Source organism: Lachnoclostridium sp. An14, assembly GCF_002160755.1.
GTDB lineage: Bacteria > Bacillota > Clostridia > Lachnospirales > Lachnospiraceae > Lachnoclostridium_A.
This window is the reverse complement of record NZ_NFLE01000004.1, coordinates 74,928-91,035: the sequence shown is the minus strand read 5'-3', so window position 1 is coordinate 91,035 and position 16,108 is coordinate 74,928. Positions and strand designations below refer to the sequence as shown.

13 protein-coding genes are annotated in these 16,108 nt (G+C 57.0%); 8 read left to right on the top strand and 5 right to left on the bottom strand.

The genetic code is table 11. The features are described 5' to 3' along the window. Positions 1-26: 26 nt before the first annotated feature. The 3 genes from B5E84_RS20975 to B5E84_RS03680 form a co-directional block, all read right to left on the bottom strand. Entirely contained in the window at positions 27-566 is a 540-nt protein-coding gene (locus tag B5E84_RS20975) for a YHYH domain-containing protein (protein ID WP_442911388.1), read from the bottom strand. A 154-nt stretch (positions 567-720) separates the two neighbouring features. Continuing rightward, positions 721-2,094 (bottom strand): sensor histidine kinase, encoded by a 1,374-nt coding sequence (locus B5E84_RS03685; protein ID WP_087219423.1) that lies wholly within the window; start codon positions 2,092-2,094, stop codon positions 721-723. Beyond that, complete coding sequence (locus B5E84_RS03680) at positions 2,091-2,786, bottom strand: response regulator transcription factor (protein WP_087219691.1); 696 nt, start codon at positions 2,784-2,786, stop codon at positions 2,091-2,093. Before B5E84_RS03680 ends, B5E84_RS03685 begins: the two co-directional genes overlap by 4 nt. A 152-nt stretch (positions 2,787-2,938) precedes the next feature. On the opposite strand from B5E84_RS03680, the gene B5E84_RS03675 reads away from it, so the two are divergent. The 8 genes from B5E84_RS03675 to B5E84_RS03640 all read left to right on the top strand — a co-directional run bounded on the left by B5E84_RS03675 (position 2,939) and on the right by B5E84_RS03640 (position 11,917). After that, positions 2,939-3,862 carry an ABC transporter ATP-binding protein gene (locus B5E84_RS03675; RefSeq protein ID WP_087219420.1) on the top strand — a complete coding sequence of 308 codons (924 nt, stop codon included), beginning with the start codon at positions 2,939-2,941 and terminating at the stop codon, positions 3,860-3,862. Next, the gene (locus B5E84_RS03670) at positions 3,855-4,685 is read left to right on the top strand and encodes an ABC transporter permease (protein WP_087219417.1); all 831 of its coding nucleotides are present in this window, start codon (positions 3,855-3,857) and stop codon (positions 4,683-4,685) included. Before B5E84_RS03675 ends, B5E84_RS03670 begins: the two co-directional genes overlap by 8 nt. After that, entirely contained in the window at positions 4,673-5,485 is an 813-nt protein-coding gene (locus B5E84_RS03665; protein WP_087219414.1) for an ABC transporter permease, read from the top strand. Before B5E84_RS03670 ends, B5E84_RS03665 begins: the two co-directional genes overlap by 13 nt. A 109-nt stretch (positions 5,486-5,594) precedes the next feature. Continuing rightward, positions 5,595-6,263: a response regulator transcription factor gene (locus B5E84_RS03660; RefSeq protein ID WP_087219411.1), complete on the top strand. Its 669-nt coding sequence runs from the start codon at positions 5,595-5,597 to the stop codon at positions 6,261-6,263. After that, the gene (locus B5E84_RS03655; RefSeq protein ID WP_204248531.1) at positions 6,241-7,797 is read left to right on the top strand and encodes a sensor histidine kinase; all 1,557 of its coding nucleotides are present in this window, start codon (positions 6,241-6,243) and stop codon (positions 7,795-7,797) included. The genes B5E84_RS03660 and B5E84_RS03655 overlap by 23 nt, the downstream gene beginning before the upstream one ends. Before the next feature lie 358 nt (positions 7,798-8,155). Then, on the top strand, positions 8,156-9,016 hold the full coding sequence (locus B5E84_RS21460) for an ABC transporter ATP-binding protein (protein ID WP_087219408.1): 861 nt from the start codon (positions 8,156-8,158) through the stop codon (positions 9,014-9,016). Continuing rightward, positions 9,013-11,220: a M1 aminopeptidase family protein gene (locus tag B5E84_RS03645; protein ID WP_087219405.1), complete on the top strand. Its 2,208-nt coding sequence runs from the start codon at positions 9,013-9,015 to the stop codon at positions 11,218-11,220. Before B5E84_RS21460 ends, B5E84_RS03645 begins: the two co-directional genes overlap by 4 nt. Then, entirely contained in the window at positions 11,198-11,917 is a 720-nt protein-coding gene (locus B5E84_RS03640) for a hypothetical protein (protein WP_087219402.1), read from the top strand. Before B5E84_RS03645 ends, B5E84_RS03640 begins: the two co-directional genes overlap by 23 nt. A gap of 248 nt (positions 11,918-12,165) precedes the next feature. On the opposite strand, the gene B5E84_RS03635 is transcribed toward B5E84_RS03640, so the two are convergent. Both B5E84_RS03635 and citF read right to left on the bottom strand, forming a co-directional pair. Then, the gene (locus tag B5E84_RS03635; protein ID WP_087219687.1) at positions 12,166-14,472 is read right to left on the bottom strand and encodes a hydratase; all 2,307 of its coding nucleotides are present in this window, start codon (positions 14,470-14,472) and stop codon (positions 12,166-12,168) included. A gap of 62 nt (positions 14,473-14,534) precedes the next feature. Continuing rightward, positions 14,535-16,088 carry a citrate lyase subunit alpha gene (gene citF / locus B5E84_RS03630; protein WP_087219398.1) on the bottom strand — a complete coding sequence of 518 codons (1,554 nt, stop codon included), beginning with the start codon at positions 16,086-16,088 and terminating at the stop codon, positions 14,535-14,537. Between the last annotated feature and the right edge of the window lie 20 nt (positions 16,089-16,108).

The window sequence follows — 16,108 nt, the reverse complement described above, 5'->3', positions numbered from 1 at the left end:
CGTTTCCGGCCCATTGGCACGAGAAATCAGCGGCAGGCGCGTCCCTCGTGGCAGCCATGGCTGATGTAATGGCTGTAATACTGGGGCAGGTCATCCCCGTATGCCTCCTCCAGGTCCGGATTGTTCTTCCGGTAGGCGTTTACGTCAAATCCCTCGCATCCCACGCGGCCCTCTTTCATTCCGCAGCTTAAGAAATGCTCAAACAGTTTCAGGTCGTCATTTCCGATGTTTTTCTGAAGATCCTCGTACTGACTGTAGTAATAGGACGGGTCAAACACCTCGCTGTAGTTTTTCATCATGTCCCGGTCAGCCTTCGGGGTTTCCTCAGGGGCCGTCTGATCCCCGCCGGAGGAGCTTCCGGTGCTCCGGTAGGGGCATACGCCGTTTTCGTGAAGATGGGCCGGGTATCCGCCGCAGTGGTAGTGGTAGCTCCCCAGGCCGCTCTTGTTTTTATTGTCCCGGTGGCCTCCGTGGCTGTCTGTGCGTCCGGAATGGGCCTCCGCTACGATCTCCGTGCACTCCGTCACCGTCATCACGGATGTGGACAGGCAGACGCAGGCTGCCATGACCAGTCCCAGCTTTTTTAACTGTCTCATACTGTCTCCTCCCTTTTCCTTCCGCGCCCGCCAGGCGGATTTCTCCGGAGCGGCGGGCGGGCTTTTTGTAACCGTATCTTTTTAAATTATAGCAGATGGCAGGGAAAAAGGGAAGGGAAAGAGGTCAGCGGCTCTCCCCCTCTGCCGGCAGCTCCACACGGACCGTAAGGCCATGGGGATCTGCCGGTTCCAGCCGCACCGTTCCCCCGTGGGCCCTGGCGATCTGCCTCACGATCTTTAACCCCAGGCCGTGCTCTCCCCCGCCGCCTTCTCGGGAAACGAAACCATCCTCTCCCCGGTTCTGTGCCTGCAGGCGCTCCCGGCTCATGCCGGTTCCGTCGTCGGAAAGAAGAAAAACCCAGCGTCCCTTTTCCAGCCCCACGGAAAGAACAATGCGGCAGCCCTGAGGATTGTGGGCCACACAGTTTCCAAGCAGGTTTTCCAGCATCCGCAAAAGCAGGTCCCGGTCCCCGGTGAAACCGGCTGTTTCCCCGGGACAGAGCCAGGAAAATTCCACCTTATACCGCTCCGGCAGTCCGCCGTTTAACAGGCCGCTCACCGCCTGACGGCCCAGCTCCACCGGATCCAGCCGCTCCAGCCGAAGGGGATACAGGGCGTACTCCAGTCTGGTTGTGAGATTTAAGCTGTCCACCAGAGACCGCATCCGTTCCCCCTGGAAACGGATGATCCCCGCCTGTTTCCTGGCTCCGGGAGGCAGGGCCTCATTTTCCTCCAGCTCGCTGGCGTAGCCTAGCACCATGGACAGGGGGGTGCGGATGTCGTGGGAAACCCCGCGGATCCACTCCGCCCGCGTGTTGTCCTTCTTTTTTAAGCAGTCCGCCGCCCGGTTCAGCCCCGCCTTGACCTCCCCTAACTCTCCCCGCTCCTCCAGGCGGCAGAACCGGCCGGCCGCCAGCTCCTGGATCCCCCAAAGAACCGGTGTCACCGCCTTTTCCACCCGCCTGGTATTCCGAAGGAGGAAGAACAGAAACATCCCCAGATTTACGAAAAAGAGGAGACGGACCCCCAGCAAAAGGCGGTCCAGGTAAATCCGGTCCACCGCGTAATAATACTTCACCCAGGTGCCAGGAGGAAACCCGGCCACCGTGAGACATCCGTCCTCCCGCCCCCAGACCTTCACCGGATAGTCCTCCAGATACCAGCGGCTGAAGGAGGCTACCTCCGCCGCCGTATACCGTCTCGGCAGATTTTCTGGAAGATTCCGTTCCCAGACGACGGCCCCCGTTTCATCCAGGATCATGGCCCAGGCATCCTGCTGTTCCAGCAGATCGGACACCGCGCCATCGGCGGCCCAGACTCCGTTTTCACAGGAAATATGGCTGGACAGTTCTTTTATGGAGAAGGTTTCGGCGATCCTTTCTCTGCTTCCGGCGGCGAACACCCACAGGATCAGCAGACCGTTTACGGCCAAAAACAGAGCCAGGATCCCTACGGTGGAGACAATGTATCGCCGGAAAAACCGGCGGGCCCCGTTCACAGCCCTTCCTCCTTCAGATTCAGGCGGTATCCCAGCCCCTTGACGGTCACCAGGGAAACGGGCTTTGAGGGGTGCTCCTCAATTTTTTCCCGCAGATGGCGGATGTGGGTGGAAAGGGTGGTCTCATACCCCTGCCAGAATTCCCCGCAGACGGTCTCACACAGAATGCCGGTGGTGACGATCCGGCCGGCGTTTTCATACAGTTTTTCAAAGAGGAGCAGCTCCCTGGCCGTCAGGGGCAGCCGCTCCTCTCCCCGCCTCACCTCCGCCCGCTCCAGATCCACGGTGGCGGCGGCCAGCTTTGCCGTCCGGTGTCTCTCCGGGTAAGCCCGCCACAGGATGGCCCCCACCCGCAGAAGCAGCTCTTTTGGCAGAAAGGGCTTGGGGAGGTAGTCGTCCGCCCCGCATTCCAGCCCGGCGATCCGGTCCTCCGCCTCGCTGCGGGCAGACAGCATCAAAACGGGAACACGGCTGCCGCGGCGGATCTCCCGCAGCACAGAAAACCCGTCCATCCCCGGCATCATCACATCTAAGACGATCAGGTCCGGCTTTTTCTCCCGCCAGAGCTCCAGGGCCTCCCGGCCGGAAACTGCCGTCAAAAGGCGGCGATACCCGGCCCGCTCAAAAACGGAGCGCAGCAGCTCCAAAAGCTCCCGGTCATCGTCCACCAGCAAAATCAGTTTTTCCTTCATGATCATTCACCTCTCTCTGCCTATTATACTGCCGAACCGCCGCCCTGCCTATTCCATCCCTACAATTTCAGAGATTCCTCAAAGTTGTCTCCCATTTCTCTCAAGGTGCCGGTGGTATGCTGTCTTCATGAAAAAAAGGAGGTGCCCGCTTTATGAGCGACTATATGATCAAAACCCAGGCTCTGACGAAACGGTACGGGGAGCAGGTCAGCGTATCCGGCCTTTGTCTCCACGTGAAACAGGGACGGATCTACGGCCTGTTGGGTCGAAACGGAGCCGGAAAAACCACCACTATGAAACTGCTTTTGGGACTTGCCAAGCCTACATCCGGCACCGTTTCCCTCTTTGGCTGCCCTTTACAGGGAAATGAAAAACGGCTCCTGCCACGCATCGGCAGCCTGATTGAGTCCCCCGGCTTTTATCCCAACCTGACCGGCACGGAAAACCTGGCGATCTTTGCCAGGCTCCGGGGGCTGAAGGGGGTGAAACCCGTCAAAGAGGCCCTGGAACTGGTGGGCCTCCCATACCGGGACAAGAAACGGTTCTCCCAGTATTCCCTGGGCATGAAGCAGCGTCTGGCCATCGCCCTGGCGGTGATGCACGACCCAGAGCTTTTGATCCTGGACGAGCCCATCAACGGCCTGGATCCCATCGGCATCGCCGAAATGCGCTCCTTCATCCAGACGCTTTGCCAGGAACGGGGCAAGACCATTCTCCTTTCCAGCCACATTCTCTCAGAAATCGCCTTGCTGGCCGATGACATCGGCATCCTCCACCACGGCGTTTTGCTGGAGGAGGAAACCATGGCGGACCTGGAGGCGAAAAACGGTCGCTGTCTCCGTCTCTCCCTCTCCGATGGAAAGGCTGCCGCCGCCCTTCTTAGGAACCGTCTGGGAGTCGAAACCCTCACCCTGGAGGACGGCGGTGCCCTTTCTGTGAGGGAACCGGAATTTGACACCGGGGAGGCGGTGCGTCTTTTGGTGGAGGCGGGGATTTCCGTGAGGGACGTCCACCTTTATGAGGACAGCCTGGAGGACTATTTCCGCCGGATTACGGGAGGTGAGGGAATTGCTTAATCTTCTGCTCTGTGAGTGCGCCAAGCTGCGGCGGCGCCCTCTCTTTTTCCTGGCGGCGGCCATTTCCGGGCTGATCCCTTTGGGCTGCGCCCTGCTTCTGCCGGATTTTCGGAATATTTCTGACGGGGCGGAGGCGGTGGAGGCGGTGATGTCCGCCCTGTTTCAGCTGAGCGCCAGCCTTCTGCTCCTGCCGGCCCTGGGGGTGCTTGGCTCCGTCCTGTTTTTCCAGGAGGAGGAATCGGACACCTTGAAAAACCTCCTGACCGTGCCGGTGACGAAACCGGCGCTGGCGTTCGCGAAACTGGCGGTCCTGTTTTTATTTTCCGTGACCTTCATGGCGGCCGGCGGCCTGATAAACCTGGCCATTTTGCTGGCCTTCGGCTGGGAGCCTGCGGGCTTTTGGCGGCTGTTTTTCGTGGGAACCGGCCAGGGGATCCTTTTATGGGCCGGGGCTTTGCCCTGTATTCTGCTGGTGGTGGCTCTCAACCGCAGCTCCATTCTCTCCGTGATCCTCACCTTCGCCTACACCACTGTCAACTATATTTTCAGCATAAACGACCGCTTTCTCACCCAGCCCTTCGGCCTGAATCCGGGAACGCTGATGCCCGGCCCCCTGGCGTTCCGCTGGTATTTCCAGTATCTGGATCTCACCTCCCCGTCAGGGGAGATGGCGGAGCTTTTGGAGCGGATCAGCCCCTATTTTCTGACCACCGGACAGGCCTTTCTGGTGGCCGGGGCGGAGGCGGCGGTCTGTTTCTCCCTGATTGCCCTGGTTTACCGGCGTCAGGGCACGGAAAGGAGGGAAACGGAATGTGGGATCTGATTCGATGTGAATGGCTGAAACTGCGGCGCTGTCCCATCCTTCTGGTGGGCATCGCGGCCATGAGCCTGTGCCCGGCGGTGCAGTACGGCTCGCAGCAGATGGTCGCCCCGGAATTTCAGACGCCGGACTACGGCTTTTCCCAGCTGTTTGCCAGCGTGATCTGGGGCAATACCCAGATCTTTCTTCCCATCTCCCTGGTGATGACCGGCGGGTGGATGATCGACCGGGAGCGGGGAAACGACACGGAGAAGAACCTGCTCACCCTGCCGGTCTCCTACCCCAGGCTCCTTATGGGAAAGCTGGCGGCGGCCGGGATGCTGGCCCTGCTCTTTGGGCTTTGCAGTGCCGTTTCCACCCTTTTCACCGGGATTTTGGCGGGCCTGCCAGGCGGTTCCCCGGAAATGATCCTTGACCAGACCGGGCGGCTGACGGCGGCGGCCCTTGCCACCTGGGTGGCGTGTATGCCCCTCATATTACTATTCGGGCAGCTGCCCAGGGCCTATCTTGGCGGCTCCATTCTGGCATTTCTCATGGGCTACTGCATCCTCTTTTTTAAGGACGGGTTCCTGCTCTCCGCCTACCCGTTTTCCGCGGCGCTGGTTCTGTCCGGATTTTCCATGGCGGAATTTAACGGGGCGAAAGAGGATCCGAATTTCTGGCTGGCTCTGGGGAGTCTGGCGGCAGTGGGGATAGTCACCGGGGGAATTTTGCTGTTGTCCGCAGACAGGGGGCGGACGGACAGCTTCCGGAAACGAAAACGGGGCGGGAAACGAAGGCGACGGCGATCCGGGCAGAAGTGAAAAGAATGGGATGAGACCTGGTGAAATTAGGAAACGAAAGTTCTTTTTTCATCCCAATCTCCATCATAAATTCATAATTCCGTGCTATACTGCCATCAGGTGATTGCTTATGAAACGAATTCTGATTGTGGAGGACGAGCCGGACATCCAGGAGTTTCTCTGCGCCTACCTGGCTGACGCCGGATACGGCACGGCGGCGGCCGGGGACGGGGTGGAGGCCCTGGCTCTGTTCCAGGCACAGCCCTTTGACCTGGTTTTGCTGGACATTATGCTGCCGAAAATAGACGGATTCGGCGTGTGCGAGGTGATCCGCAGCCAGTCCCAGGTTCCCATCCTCATGCTCACCGCCTTAGACGGGGAGGCGGAGCAGCTGCGCGGTTTCGGCTTAGACATCGACGACTATGTGACCAAGCCCTTTTCCATGCCCGTCCTGCTGGAAAAAATCCGGGTCATCCTCCGCCGCCGGGCCGGAGGTGAGGAGGAGGACTGCCTGCGCCGCGGAGACCTGCTCCTCAACCGGACTGCCAGGGAGGCCTTCCTTGACGGCCATCCCCTGGAGCTGACGGTCCGGGAGTTTGACCTTCTCGCCACCTTCCTCGCCTCCCCCGGCCGGGTCTTTACCAGGGAAATGCTGCTGGCAAAGCTGTGGGGCTACGATTTCTACGGGGATGAGCGGGTGGTGGACAGCCATATCAAAAACCTCCGGCACAAGCTGGGGAAAGACTATATTGAAACCGTAAGGGGGGTGGGCTACCGTGCCGCGAAAAAAACTACGTGAGAGCCTGACCGCCCGCATTTTTCTCATGACGGCCCTGATGCTCCTCTGCGCCGGGGCCGTCACCTTCGGGTTAATCGCCTGGGCCACGCCTCTCACCTACACCGCCATTATCAACAGGGATCTGGTGCGGCAGACGGACGGCCTGGCGGCCCGGCTGGCGGACGTGGGGGTGAACGACTGCGGGTCGGTTCTGGACGATTTTATCCGTTCCTCCGGGGCGGACGCCTTTTTGCTGGACGCCGGCGGCGCCGTTGTGGACACCGGCTCCCGGCTCGCTCTGACGCCCCAGTCCGGCGTTTCCGCCAAAATCCCGGAACAATCAAGCGGAATGCCAGACAGCCCGGAACTCCTCCAGGGGGACGTCACCGCTCCGGCTCTCACCTGGCCGGCGGATCGCGGGGAAAACGGGATGGTGACGGTGACCATGTCGGGGGAAAACACCCTCGTGACCGAGGTGCGGTTTGCCGGGCACACCCAACCCTTTTACCTCTGCGTGATCCCCCGCATCCAGGCGGAAAACCTGGCAGTACAGGCCTTTCACCGGATGGCTCCCTGGATTCTGGCTGCCCTCCTTGCCTTTTCCCTGACCTGCGCCCTGATGTACTCCCGCTATATCACCCGTCCCATCGTCCGGCTGACGGACATTGCAGGAAACATGGCGGAGCTGGACTTTGACTGGGGGTGCGCCGAGGGGCGGGCGGATGAAATCGGAGCGCTGGGCCGCAGCCTGAACCGGCTGGCCAGACGGCTCTCCGCCGCCCTGGGGGAACTGGAAACCGCCAACCAGGCTCTGCAAAAGGAGGTGGAAAAGGAGCGGGAGCTGGACCGCCAGCGGATGGCCTTCTTTTCCGCCGCCTCCCACGAGTTAAAAACTCCCATTACCATCTTAAAAGGGCAGCTCTCCGGGATGTTGGAAGGGGTCGGGGTGTACCGGGACCGGGAAAAATACCTGTTTCGCTCCCTTCAGGTCACCGGCCGCATGGAAAAGCTGATTCAGGAAATGCTCACCATCTCCCGCATGGAAACGGGAGCGGCGGCCTTCCGCCCGGAGTCCCTGGAGCTTTCCGCCCTCTTAGAGCGCCAGCTGTCCCTGGACGCCGAGCTGTTCTTTCAGCGGGGGCAGTCCCTGACCTCCCGGCTGACCCCAGGCGTTTTCGTAAACGGGGATCCCTCCCTCTTACGTCTGGCCCTGGGAAATTTGCTCTCCAACGCCGCCCTCTACTCCCCGGAGGGAAACTCCGTCTCCGTCTGGTGCGGCCTTCTGGAACACCGGCCTGCCTTCACGGTGGAAAACGCCGGGGCCCACATCGGCGAAACGGCCCTGCCTCACCTGTTTGAGCCCTTTTACCGGGAGGAAACCTCCCGAAACCGCAGCACCGGAGGCAGCGGCCTGGGGCTCTACCTCACCAACATGATTCTGGAACGCCACGGCGCCTCCTGCGCCCTGGAAAACACCGCGGACGGCGTCCGGGCCACGGTGATGTTTCCCCCGGGACCGGACGTTCTCTCCGGCTCTCCCCCTTTACCGGACTAGGCGTTTTTTATTTAACAGGAAACTGTGTTCCCTGTTAAATAAAAATGCTCTGCAAGAAGACGCACTCCGCGGGAAGGAATATGGCTGTTTACGCAGCCGCGCTCCGGCGCGAATGTGCGCCAAGCGCACACTTATTTCCTCTCCCGGAAACACCAAGCGCCTGCCGGCCATTTCTCCTCTCCTGGAAGTCTATTTTTCCACTCTGCCCTCTGGCGGGACAAACCGCCTTCCGGCTGCTCTCCCCGCCGGAAGGCTCTCTTTTCCTTTCTCCACACAAATCACACAAAATCTTCTATTTTCCTCCATATGGCTCTGGTATCCTGAACATCCAAGCTCAAATCGAAAGGAGACCAACCATATGGAATTTCACATCCAGGACGTGACTATGACGTATCCCAACGGAAAGCAGGCCCTTGGAGGCCTCTCCCTCCGCCTCGGCTCCCCCAGCCTCACCGGCCTGCTGGGCCCTAACGGGGCGGGAAAATCCACTTTAATCCGGCTGCTGTCCGCAGCCCTGATGCCCTCCTCCGGCGTCATCCAGCTGGACGGGGCGCCCTTAAAAGACAGGGAGATGGAGCTAAAATCCCGCTTAGGCTACCTGCCCCAGGAGTTTGGCCTGTTTGACGAGCTCACAGTGTGGCAGTTTTTAGACTATATGGCGGCCCTGAAGGGAATCCGGGATTCCAGGGCTGCCATCCGGCAGGTTCTCCAGGACGTGCGCCTGGAGGAACAGGCGAAAGCCAGAATCCGCACCCTTTCCGGCGGCCAGCGCCAGCGGGTGGGGATCGCCCAGGCCCTCCTCGGGGATCCGGAGCTCTTGATTTTAGACGAGCCCACGGTGGGCCTTGACCCGGAGGAGCGGATCCACTTCCGGAATCTGTTTTCCAGGACGGCTCAAAACCGCCTGGTGCTCCTTTCCACCCACATCATCGAGGATGTACAGTCTGTGTGTGACCATCTGATCGTGCTGCACCGCGGAACCATCCTCTTTTCCGGCGCGCCGGAGCGGCTGATCCAGGCCGCCGCCGGCCACGTGGGAGTCTTCTGGGAGCAAGATGCCCCTGAAAATGGGGAAATCTCCGTCACTGCCAGGGTCCATACGGCCTGCGGGGTGCGCTGCCGCGGGGTGGCCGGCGTGCTCCCCTCCTACGCCCGGCCGGAGGAGCCTACCCTGGAGGACGCTTACCTTTATCTGATTTCCAGGGAGGTGGCCCGATGAAATTTGTCCGCCTGTTCCTTCTGGAGTTTTTCCGGCTCCTGCAAAGCCCTTTTACCTGGCTCACCGCCCTGGCCACAGCCCTCTCGCCCCTGGCCGGCCTCCTGTTCTACCAGCCGGCACAGGCCGGCACCATGGCCACCCAGTTTCTGGCTAACCCCGCTCTGGCCGGGGGCGTCTGCGGCGGGATTTTCTTTGCCCTCCTCACCCTGGAGGAGCTGGACCGGGCCAGCCGCAGCCGGGTGGAAGTGCTGGCGGATGCCGCCGTCCCTCCCAGGCACCTGGCTCTCTTGCGCCTCCTGGCCCTCATCGCGGCGGCGGCCTTATGCTTTGGCGTCACGGCGGCGCTCTGGTTCCCCGCCAGCCGAAGGCTCATCGGCTCCGTCTTTGACACCGGCGACTACGTTCTCGCTTACGGGCTTTTCATGGGCCTAGCCTTGCCGCTGTCCATCCTGGCCGCCTCCTCCGCCTACCAGTTTACCAGGCGGACCGATCTGTCCCTGGCTCTCGTCGCCGCCTTTTCCGGGCTGAGCCTGACAGTCTGGGCCGGGGACTGGCAGCTTTGCTGGCTGAACCCCAGCGTGTGGGCTCTGTCCGATGATTTTTCCAACCTCCGCATCTTCCGCTCCGTGGCCTATATACGCCTGACCTGGCTGGGAGCCTTGGAGGGAGTGTGGGTGATTTCCTGGCTTTTTGTCCGGCAGTGGGGGAAAGGGCCCCTGGCCTCCTTTCTCTGCGGTATCCGAAGGCCTCTGGGGCCACTCCTTGCCCTCTGTCTTCTCGCCGGCTCCGTTTCCGCCTGGGCCGCCCAGCCTCTGGTGGATCACAGCAACCCGGATCTGACGGTTATGACCTTTGACGCCTTGTCCATGCTGGAAGGCGTCACCTGTTCCCGGCGCAGCGCCCAGGTATTTCCGGACACCCATGCCGGTACGGTGTCCGGGAAAGCCGTCTACCAGCTCCAGAACCGGTCCGGCAGCCCCCAGACCGCGGCCCTGGCAGTCAATCCTGGATACTCCATCTCCTCCGTCCTGGCCAATGGGACACCCGTCCCCTTTTCTCCAGGGGACTACGAGGAGTACAACGAGGCCATGGCGGAAGTGACCCTCCCGGCGGATCCGCAGATCGAACTGGAGGTGGAATACGGCGGGTTTCCTCAGGAGAGCCGTTCCATGTCCACCATGCAGGGACGGCTGGAGATCAGCGGCCAATACCTCTGCCTGGAAAACAGCGCCCTGATTCCCCGGCTGCTGAACGTATCCCCGGAGGGTGAGGAGCGGTACCCCACTTCCGTGGAAATCATCCTGCCAAGCCACATGACTGTGATCCCCTTCTGCGCCAGCGAGGCCGCCGTGACAGCCGTCCACAGCGACGGCACCTCCACCTGGAGCTACGAGTACACCGGATCCGGGGGCATCCTCTACGCCGGGGATTACCTCCGGGAGGACATTTTTGCGGGAGGGCTTTCCATCCAGTTCTACTACGGCCGCAAGCATCAGGCGGTGATGGAGGCCGCCGGGGCCGCCGAAGCCATACAGGCGGTGGTGGACTACTGCACGGAGCACTACGGCCCCCTCTCCTTCGGCGCGGACGGCTCCCTGAAACTGATTCAGAGCCGTGTCTCCGGCGGCGGCTACGCCACAAACGGGGCCAGCCTGCTGGACGAGGCGGATTTTACCGCCGCCAACCTAAACGACCAAAATAAAGGAACTGCCCCCGGGGAGGTGATGATCCACGAGCTGGTGCACCAGTGGTGGGGACTGGCCAATATGTTTGCCCCTGGAGATCCTAAGGACCCCTGGTCCGCCGAGGGCCTGACCTGCTACACCACCTACCGGATCGCAAAAGAGCTGTACGGGGAGGATTACGCCGCGGAGCACTATGTCAATCCGTGGAAACAGGCGGTGGAGGACTACCACCGGAATTTCTACGTGCGCAACCCTCAGTACCTGTCCATCCTCCCGGAGGAGGAGCGACTGCAGATCACGAACCGCCTGGCAGAACTGCGCCAATACTGTGAAATGCCCTTAAAAATCCGAAAGGCGGAGACGCTGGTGGGCGGGGAGGCGGCCATGGACGGCATTTTGCGGGGACTGTTTCAGCGGGAATTGGACTGGGCCTATCCCTATCTGACTTATGAGGAATTTTTAGATGCCTGCGGGCTGGAAAAGGAGGAATTAGACTTTGAAACGAATTGTGAAATATGAGTGCAGACGGTTGATCTGGAACCGGTTTTTCTTCGGATTCCTGGGAATTTTCCTGTTTTACGGCTGGCAGGTGTTAAAACATGAGGTTCTGCCGGGGGTGGCCGGCACTGCCCCCTTCTCCCCCTGGAGCTTTGGCAGCTATTTGAGCCGGATGGCGCCCTTTCTCTGGGCCGGTACCCTGCTTTTCCTCACCTTTTTCACCTCCAGAAAGGCCCGCCGCGCCGCTGTGCTCACCGACGCGTCCCCGGCTGATCCCCGCCGCTACGGTCTGGCCCGCTGCGCTGCCGTCCTGACAGGCGCGGGCCTTTTGACACTGGCCTGCCTGGGAGAGGCCGCCTTCTTCTACGGCCGGTATGTTCACTGGGGACACTGGGAAACCCTGCTGGCCCCCGCCCTCACCGTCCTCCCGCCTGTCCTGGCCCTCGCCCTGGGCGGAGGCTGGTTCCTCGGCCGCCTGCGGCCCTGGCTGGTGGTTCTGTGGATGGCCCTTCCCTTTCTGTGGATGGCCCTTCCTCTGCCCTCTGCCTTAGGGATCTGGAACGGCAGCTTTTTCGCGGAATATCCTCTGACATTGGGATCCCTGGATCCGGGGTTTTCCCTGCCGGGCGCCGTGGCCGCAGCCCAGGGGGCGGCGCTGGGAGTGGGAGGAATAGCGTTTTGGGGGAGTTTTTGGGGGAATGCAGGGAGAGGGGGATAGACGAACTGTTAAAAAATAAAATTGTAGAGTTGTAAAATGGAAAAGGGTCCCGGTGAAAGGGTGGATGGTTTTCCTGATCTACGCTTTCGCCGGGACGTTTCCGTTTGAGCATTTTGGCTTTTTTAATTTTCTAGTTAGTGATTCAGAACAAGCAAACAGATTTATACACACAACACAAAAACTTTCAGATACTAGTACAACACCTGACCATTTTCTGCTTACCAGTATCATTATGTTTCAAAACCTTACTATCCTTCACATTTTTCCCGTCTGTAAAAATTAATTAAGCATCCCTCACGCAGAATCTTCCTTTCCATTCTATTTAAATACCCTAAAGACAGCATAACTTTATGCGGACTTTGTTCCCCGTTTTTAGGGAGCACATAAGCTTCTATTTCGCTTTCCTCTGACTCAAGCAGCCGCCGGATGCCGGGAATCCAGATAAAACTTTCCGTCTCAAACTCTGCTCCATCCACATTCGTGAAAGGCAGGATACCCCAGTTAATCAGATTAGAGCGGTATCTCTTTGTGGCATATTCACGGCAGATGTTAGCCCAGCCTCCAATCACACGCTGACAGGTTGCCGCATATTCTCTGGCCGAACCATCTCCCGGCTTTTGAGAACAGAGGACGCTTCCGATGCAGGTCTTTTCTGCCTTAAACGGCAGACCATATGCAGTCAGACAAGCCCCAACCTCTTTCAGTACCCCATCCGTTTCAAATGGATTCGTTCCTACTAGTCGTGCGTCTTCCCATTTTTTTACCGCTTTGCAACGACTCACATACTGTGGTTCCCTGGCAGAAAGGGTATACTCCGCCAATTTCAAAAGATTTGAACGATAAGAGGAACTCTCCCCTCCCGGAATCAATTCATCGGTCGTTGTCACCGGATCGTCAAGAACAGCTGAAACCTTTAAAAGCAAGTCATCATTCAACGCCGGAATCTCCGGAATATCCTTAATATTGGGACCTTTTATCAGCTCCACGCTCCCGTCTGCCTTACCAAAACAGTTGAGTACCCGGTTCTCATACAATTTCGGATTAAAATAATAACGGTACTTTGTATATGCTCCGTCCCAGTCTGTCGCTGGTGTCAAGAATCCTTTGTTTCCAGCGGTTGCCGCGATACTCAGCGCATCCATCAAGGCGACTGACGCCAGTTGTCCGTTCTTCGGTCTGGATCCCTCACGGTTTGAAAAGTTCCTGGTCGTGTGACGTATGGAAAATCCCCCATTAAACGGTACATCACCCGCTCCGAAACAAGGCCCGCAGAAAGCGGAACGTAAGTTTGCCCCTGCCTCCAGAAGCTTTGAAGCAATCCCTTTCTCCACCACTTCCTGGAACACAGGCTGACTGGCTGGATAAATATTTAATTGAAACACATCATTTCCTATAGACTTTCCTTTGAGAATATCCGCCGCCTTGCTGATATTTTCGAAAATTCCTCCTGCACAGCCTGCAATCACTCCCTGATCGACTCTCAGACGGCCATTCTCTATCTTGCTTCTCAAATCCATTTTCAAGCCAAATTCTTTCATCTGCTCGCTGCATCTTTTCTCTGTCAGATTCAGAATATCATCTGTATTTTCATTCAGCTCCTCGATCGTATAAGCATTACTTGGATGAAAAGGAAGAGCGATCATCGGTCTGATTTTTCCCAGATCTACTTCCAGAAGATAATCGTAATGAGCCAACCTCGCAGGCCTGATTAGTTTGTAATCCCTTTCGCGTCCGTGGATTCTGAGCCACTCCCTGACATCGTCGTCCGTCTGCCAAATTGTAGAAACGCAGGAAGATTCCGTTGTCATTACATCTATTCCATTTCTAAAATCTACGCTGAGGTTTGCAATTCCCGGGCCTGCAAATTCCATGATCCTGTTTTTCACAAAACCATCTTTAAACACATTTCTAATAATGTCGAGAGCTACATCCTGTGGTCCTACTCCTGTCACTGGCGCTCCCTTCATATACACGAGAACAACCGGCGGCCGTATGATATCATAAGTTTTCAGCAAAAGCTGTTTTACAAGCTCTCCCGCTCCTTCTCCAATGGCCATTGTTCCGAGAGCTCCGTATCTGGTATGACTGTCCGCTCCCAGAATCATCTTTCCGCCCCCGGCCAGCTGCTCCCTGATATACTGATGAAGAACGGCCTGATGGGCCGGAACCATAATTCCACCGTACTTTTTCACTGCCCCCATCCCAAAAAGATGATCATCTTCATTTAGGGTCCCACCCATTGTGCACAAACTGTTATGACAATTGGTCAGAACAAAGGGAATGGAAAATTCTTCCACACCGCAGGCGATCGCCGTCTGTAGTACTCCCATATACGTCATATCGTGACTGACCAAAGCATCAAATTTAAGTTTCAGGTTTTCCATATCGGAAGACGTATTATGCGCTTTCAGTATGGACCACGCCATGGTTCCCTGAACTGCCATTTCAAGTTCCTGTTTTGAAAACCGACCTCCAGCGGTCAGGAATTCACTATCTTTATCACATACAATTTTTTCACCGTCTACCAGATAGACACCGTCATATTCTTTTCTCATTGTAAATTCCACCTTGTTGTCACTAATCACAACGATTCCATTCTTTTCGCGTTTCATTCAAACTATAGTCTTTCTCTTTTCGTCTGCCTGATTACATCTAGAATCGTTCCGTCACGGCTCTCCACAATTCCTACTATCCGTTCTTCAAATTCCAGTTCCTCTGGCTTTCCAACAATTGAGTAAGCGATATCACGAAGTTCTTCAATTGTTTTCAAAGGCAGCCCTGTCTCTTTTAGAGCGTTCAGCAAATCTTGCCTGCGAGGATTAACAGCGATTCCATAATCCGTCACAAGTACATCAATGACCTCACCTGGAGTTGTTACCGTTACCACTCGGTCGCAAACAGTGGGGATGCGGCTACGCAAAAGGGGAGCAACAATGATCGAACAGTTAGAACCGGCTGCCGTATCAGGATGACCGCCTGGCGCTCCCCTGACGATTCCATCTGAACCCGTCACCACATTGACATTAAAGTCGAGGTCGATCTCCAGCGCCCCCAACACCACATAGTCCAGCCTGTTTACGTAGGCCCCCTTATTCATCGGATTGGCATATTCGGATGTGGAAATCTCAAAATGGCGCGGATCCTTTTCAACGGATTCGACCGAAACAGCGTCAAAACACTGGGCATCCACAATAGTCCGTACAAATCCTTCTTTCAACAGTTCACACATGGGCTGTGTAATTCCGCCTATGGCAAAACCCATTTTAATATTTTTTTCTTCCAAATAAGGTTTCAGCATCCTATTTACCGCGAGTGCCGCTCCTCCCCCTCCGGTCTGAAACGAAAATCCATCTTTAAAAAATGGCGCGGCGGCAATTACTTTCGCACAATACTCTGCCATTTTCAGTTCTCTAACATCACTTGTCATCCTCACCACATTGCTAACGATCTTATTCGGATTTCCAATCTCCTCTACTTGTACCACGTAGTCCACATCTACTTGTGAAATACTGGCTGGAAGATTCGGAAATCCAACAAGATAATCCGTGACAACTACCACATGATCCGCATACTTCGCATCCACCATGGAGTAAGAAAGGACACCACAGTTGCTCTTTCCTCCCACCCCTCTTGCATTTCCATATTCGTCACTGGTGGAAGCACCAATAAATGCAATATCGATATGAACATCTCCCTCTTCAATTGCCCTCACTCTTCCTCCATGGGAACGAATAATAGCGGGAGTCTTCAGTTTGCCTCCTGAGATGGCCTCCCCGATTTTTCCTCTCACTCCAGAGGACTGAATGCCAATCACCACGCCATCCTCAATCAGTTTTGCAACCGGGTCATGGGCCGCCCCCAGGGAACTCGCGCAGATGGTCAAATCTTTTATTCCCATAGCTGCCACAGTCTCCATAACCATGTTAACCACGTAATCTCCATCACGAAAATGATGATGGAAAGAAAGAACCATGCCGTCTCTGATGCCACATTTTCTAAGAGCATCCTCAAGAGAAGGAAGCAGCTTACTTCCTCCCCCCATATTACTTCTAACTACTGGAGCAGCTTTTTTATATCCAGCTCCGTTGCGGTAATCGGGTCCTTGATACCCTTCTTTACCATATCTTTTTAATATTTCATCCGGGATTTCTCTTCCCACTCGATTGATCATGGCTGTCTATTTCCTTCCAT

Bases quoted from the DNA above. Each gene is read 5' to 3' on its own strand.
- citF (WP_087219398.1), bottom strand. From the start codon at position 16,088: ATGATCAATCGAGTGGGAAGAGAAATCCCGGATGAAATATTAAAAAGA.
- B5E84_RS03680 (WP_087219691.1), bottom strand. From the start codon at position 2,786: ATGAAGGAAAAACTGATTTTGCTGGTGGACGATGACCGGGAGCTTTTG.
- B5E84_RS03665 (WP_087219414.1), top strand. From the start codon at position 4,673: ATGTGGGATCTGATTCGATGTGAATGGCTGAAACTGCGGCGCTGTCCC.
- B5E84_RS20975 (WP_442911388.1), bottom strand. From the start codon at position 566: ATGGCAGCCTGCGTCTGCCTGTCCACATCCGTGATGACGGTGACGGAG.
- B5E84_RS03635 (WP_087219687.1), bottom strand. From the start codon at position 14,472: ATGAGAAAAGAATATGACGGTGTCTATCTGGTAGACGGTGAAAAAATT.
- B5E84_RS03660 (WP_087219411.1), top strand. From the start codon at position 5,595: ATGAAACGAATTCTGATTGTGGAGGACGAGCCGGACATCCAGGAGTTT.
- B5E84_RS03675 (WP_087219420.1), top strand. From the start codon at position 2,939: ATGAGCGACTATATGATCAAAACCCAGGCTCTGACGAAACGGTACGGG.
- B5E84_RS21460 (WP_087219408.1), top strand. From the start codon at position 8,156: ATGGAATTTCACATCCAGGACGTGACTATGACGTATCCCAACGGAAAG.
- B5E84_RS03645 (WP_087219405.1), top strand. From the start codon at position 9,013: ATGAAATTTGTCCGCCTGTTCCTTCTGGAGTTTTTCCGGCTCCTGCAA.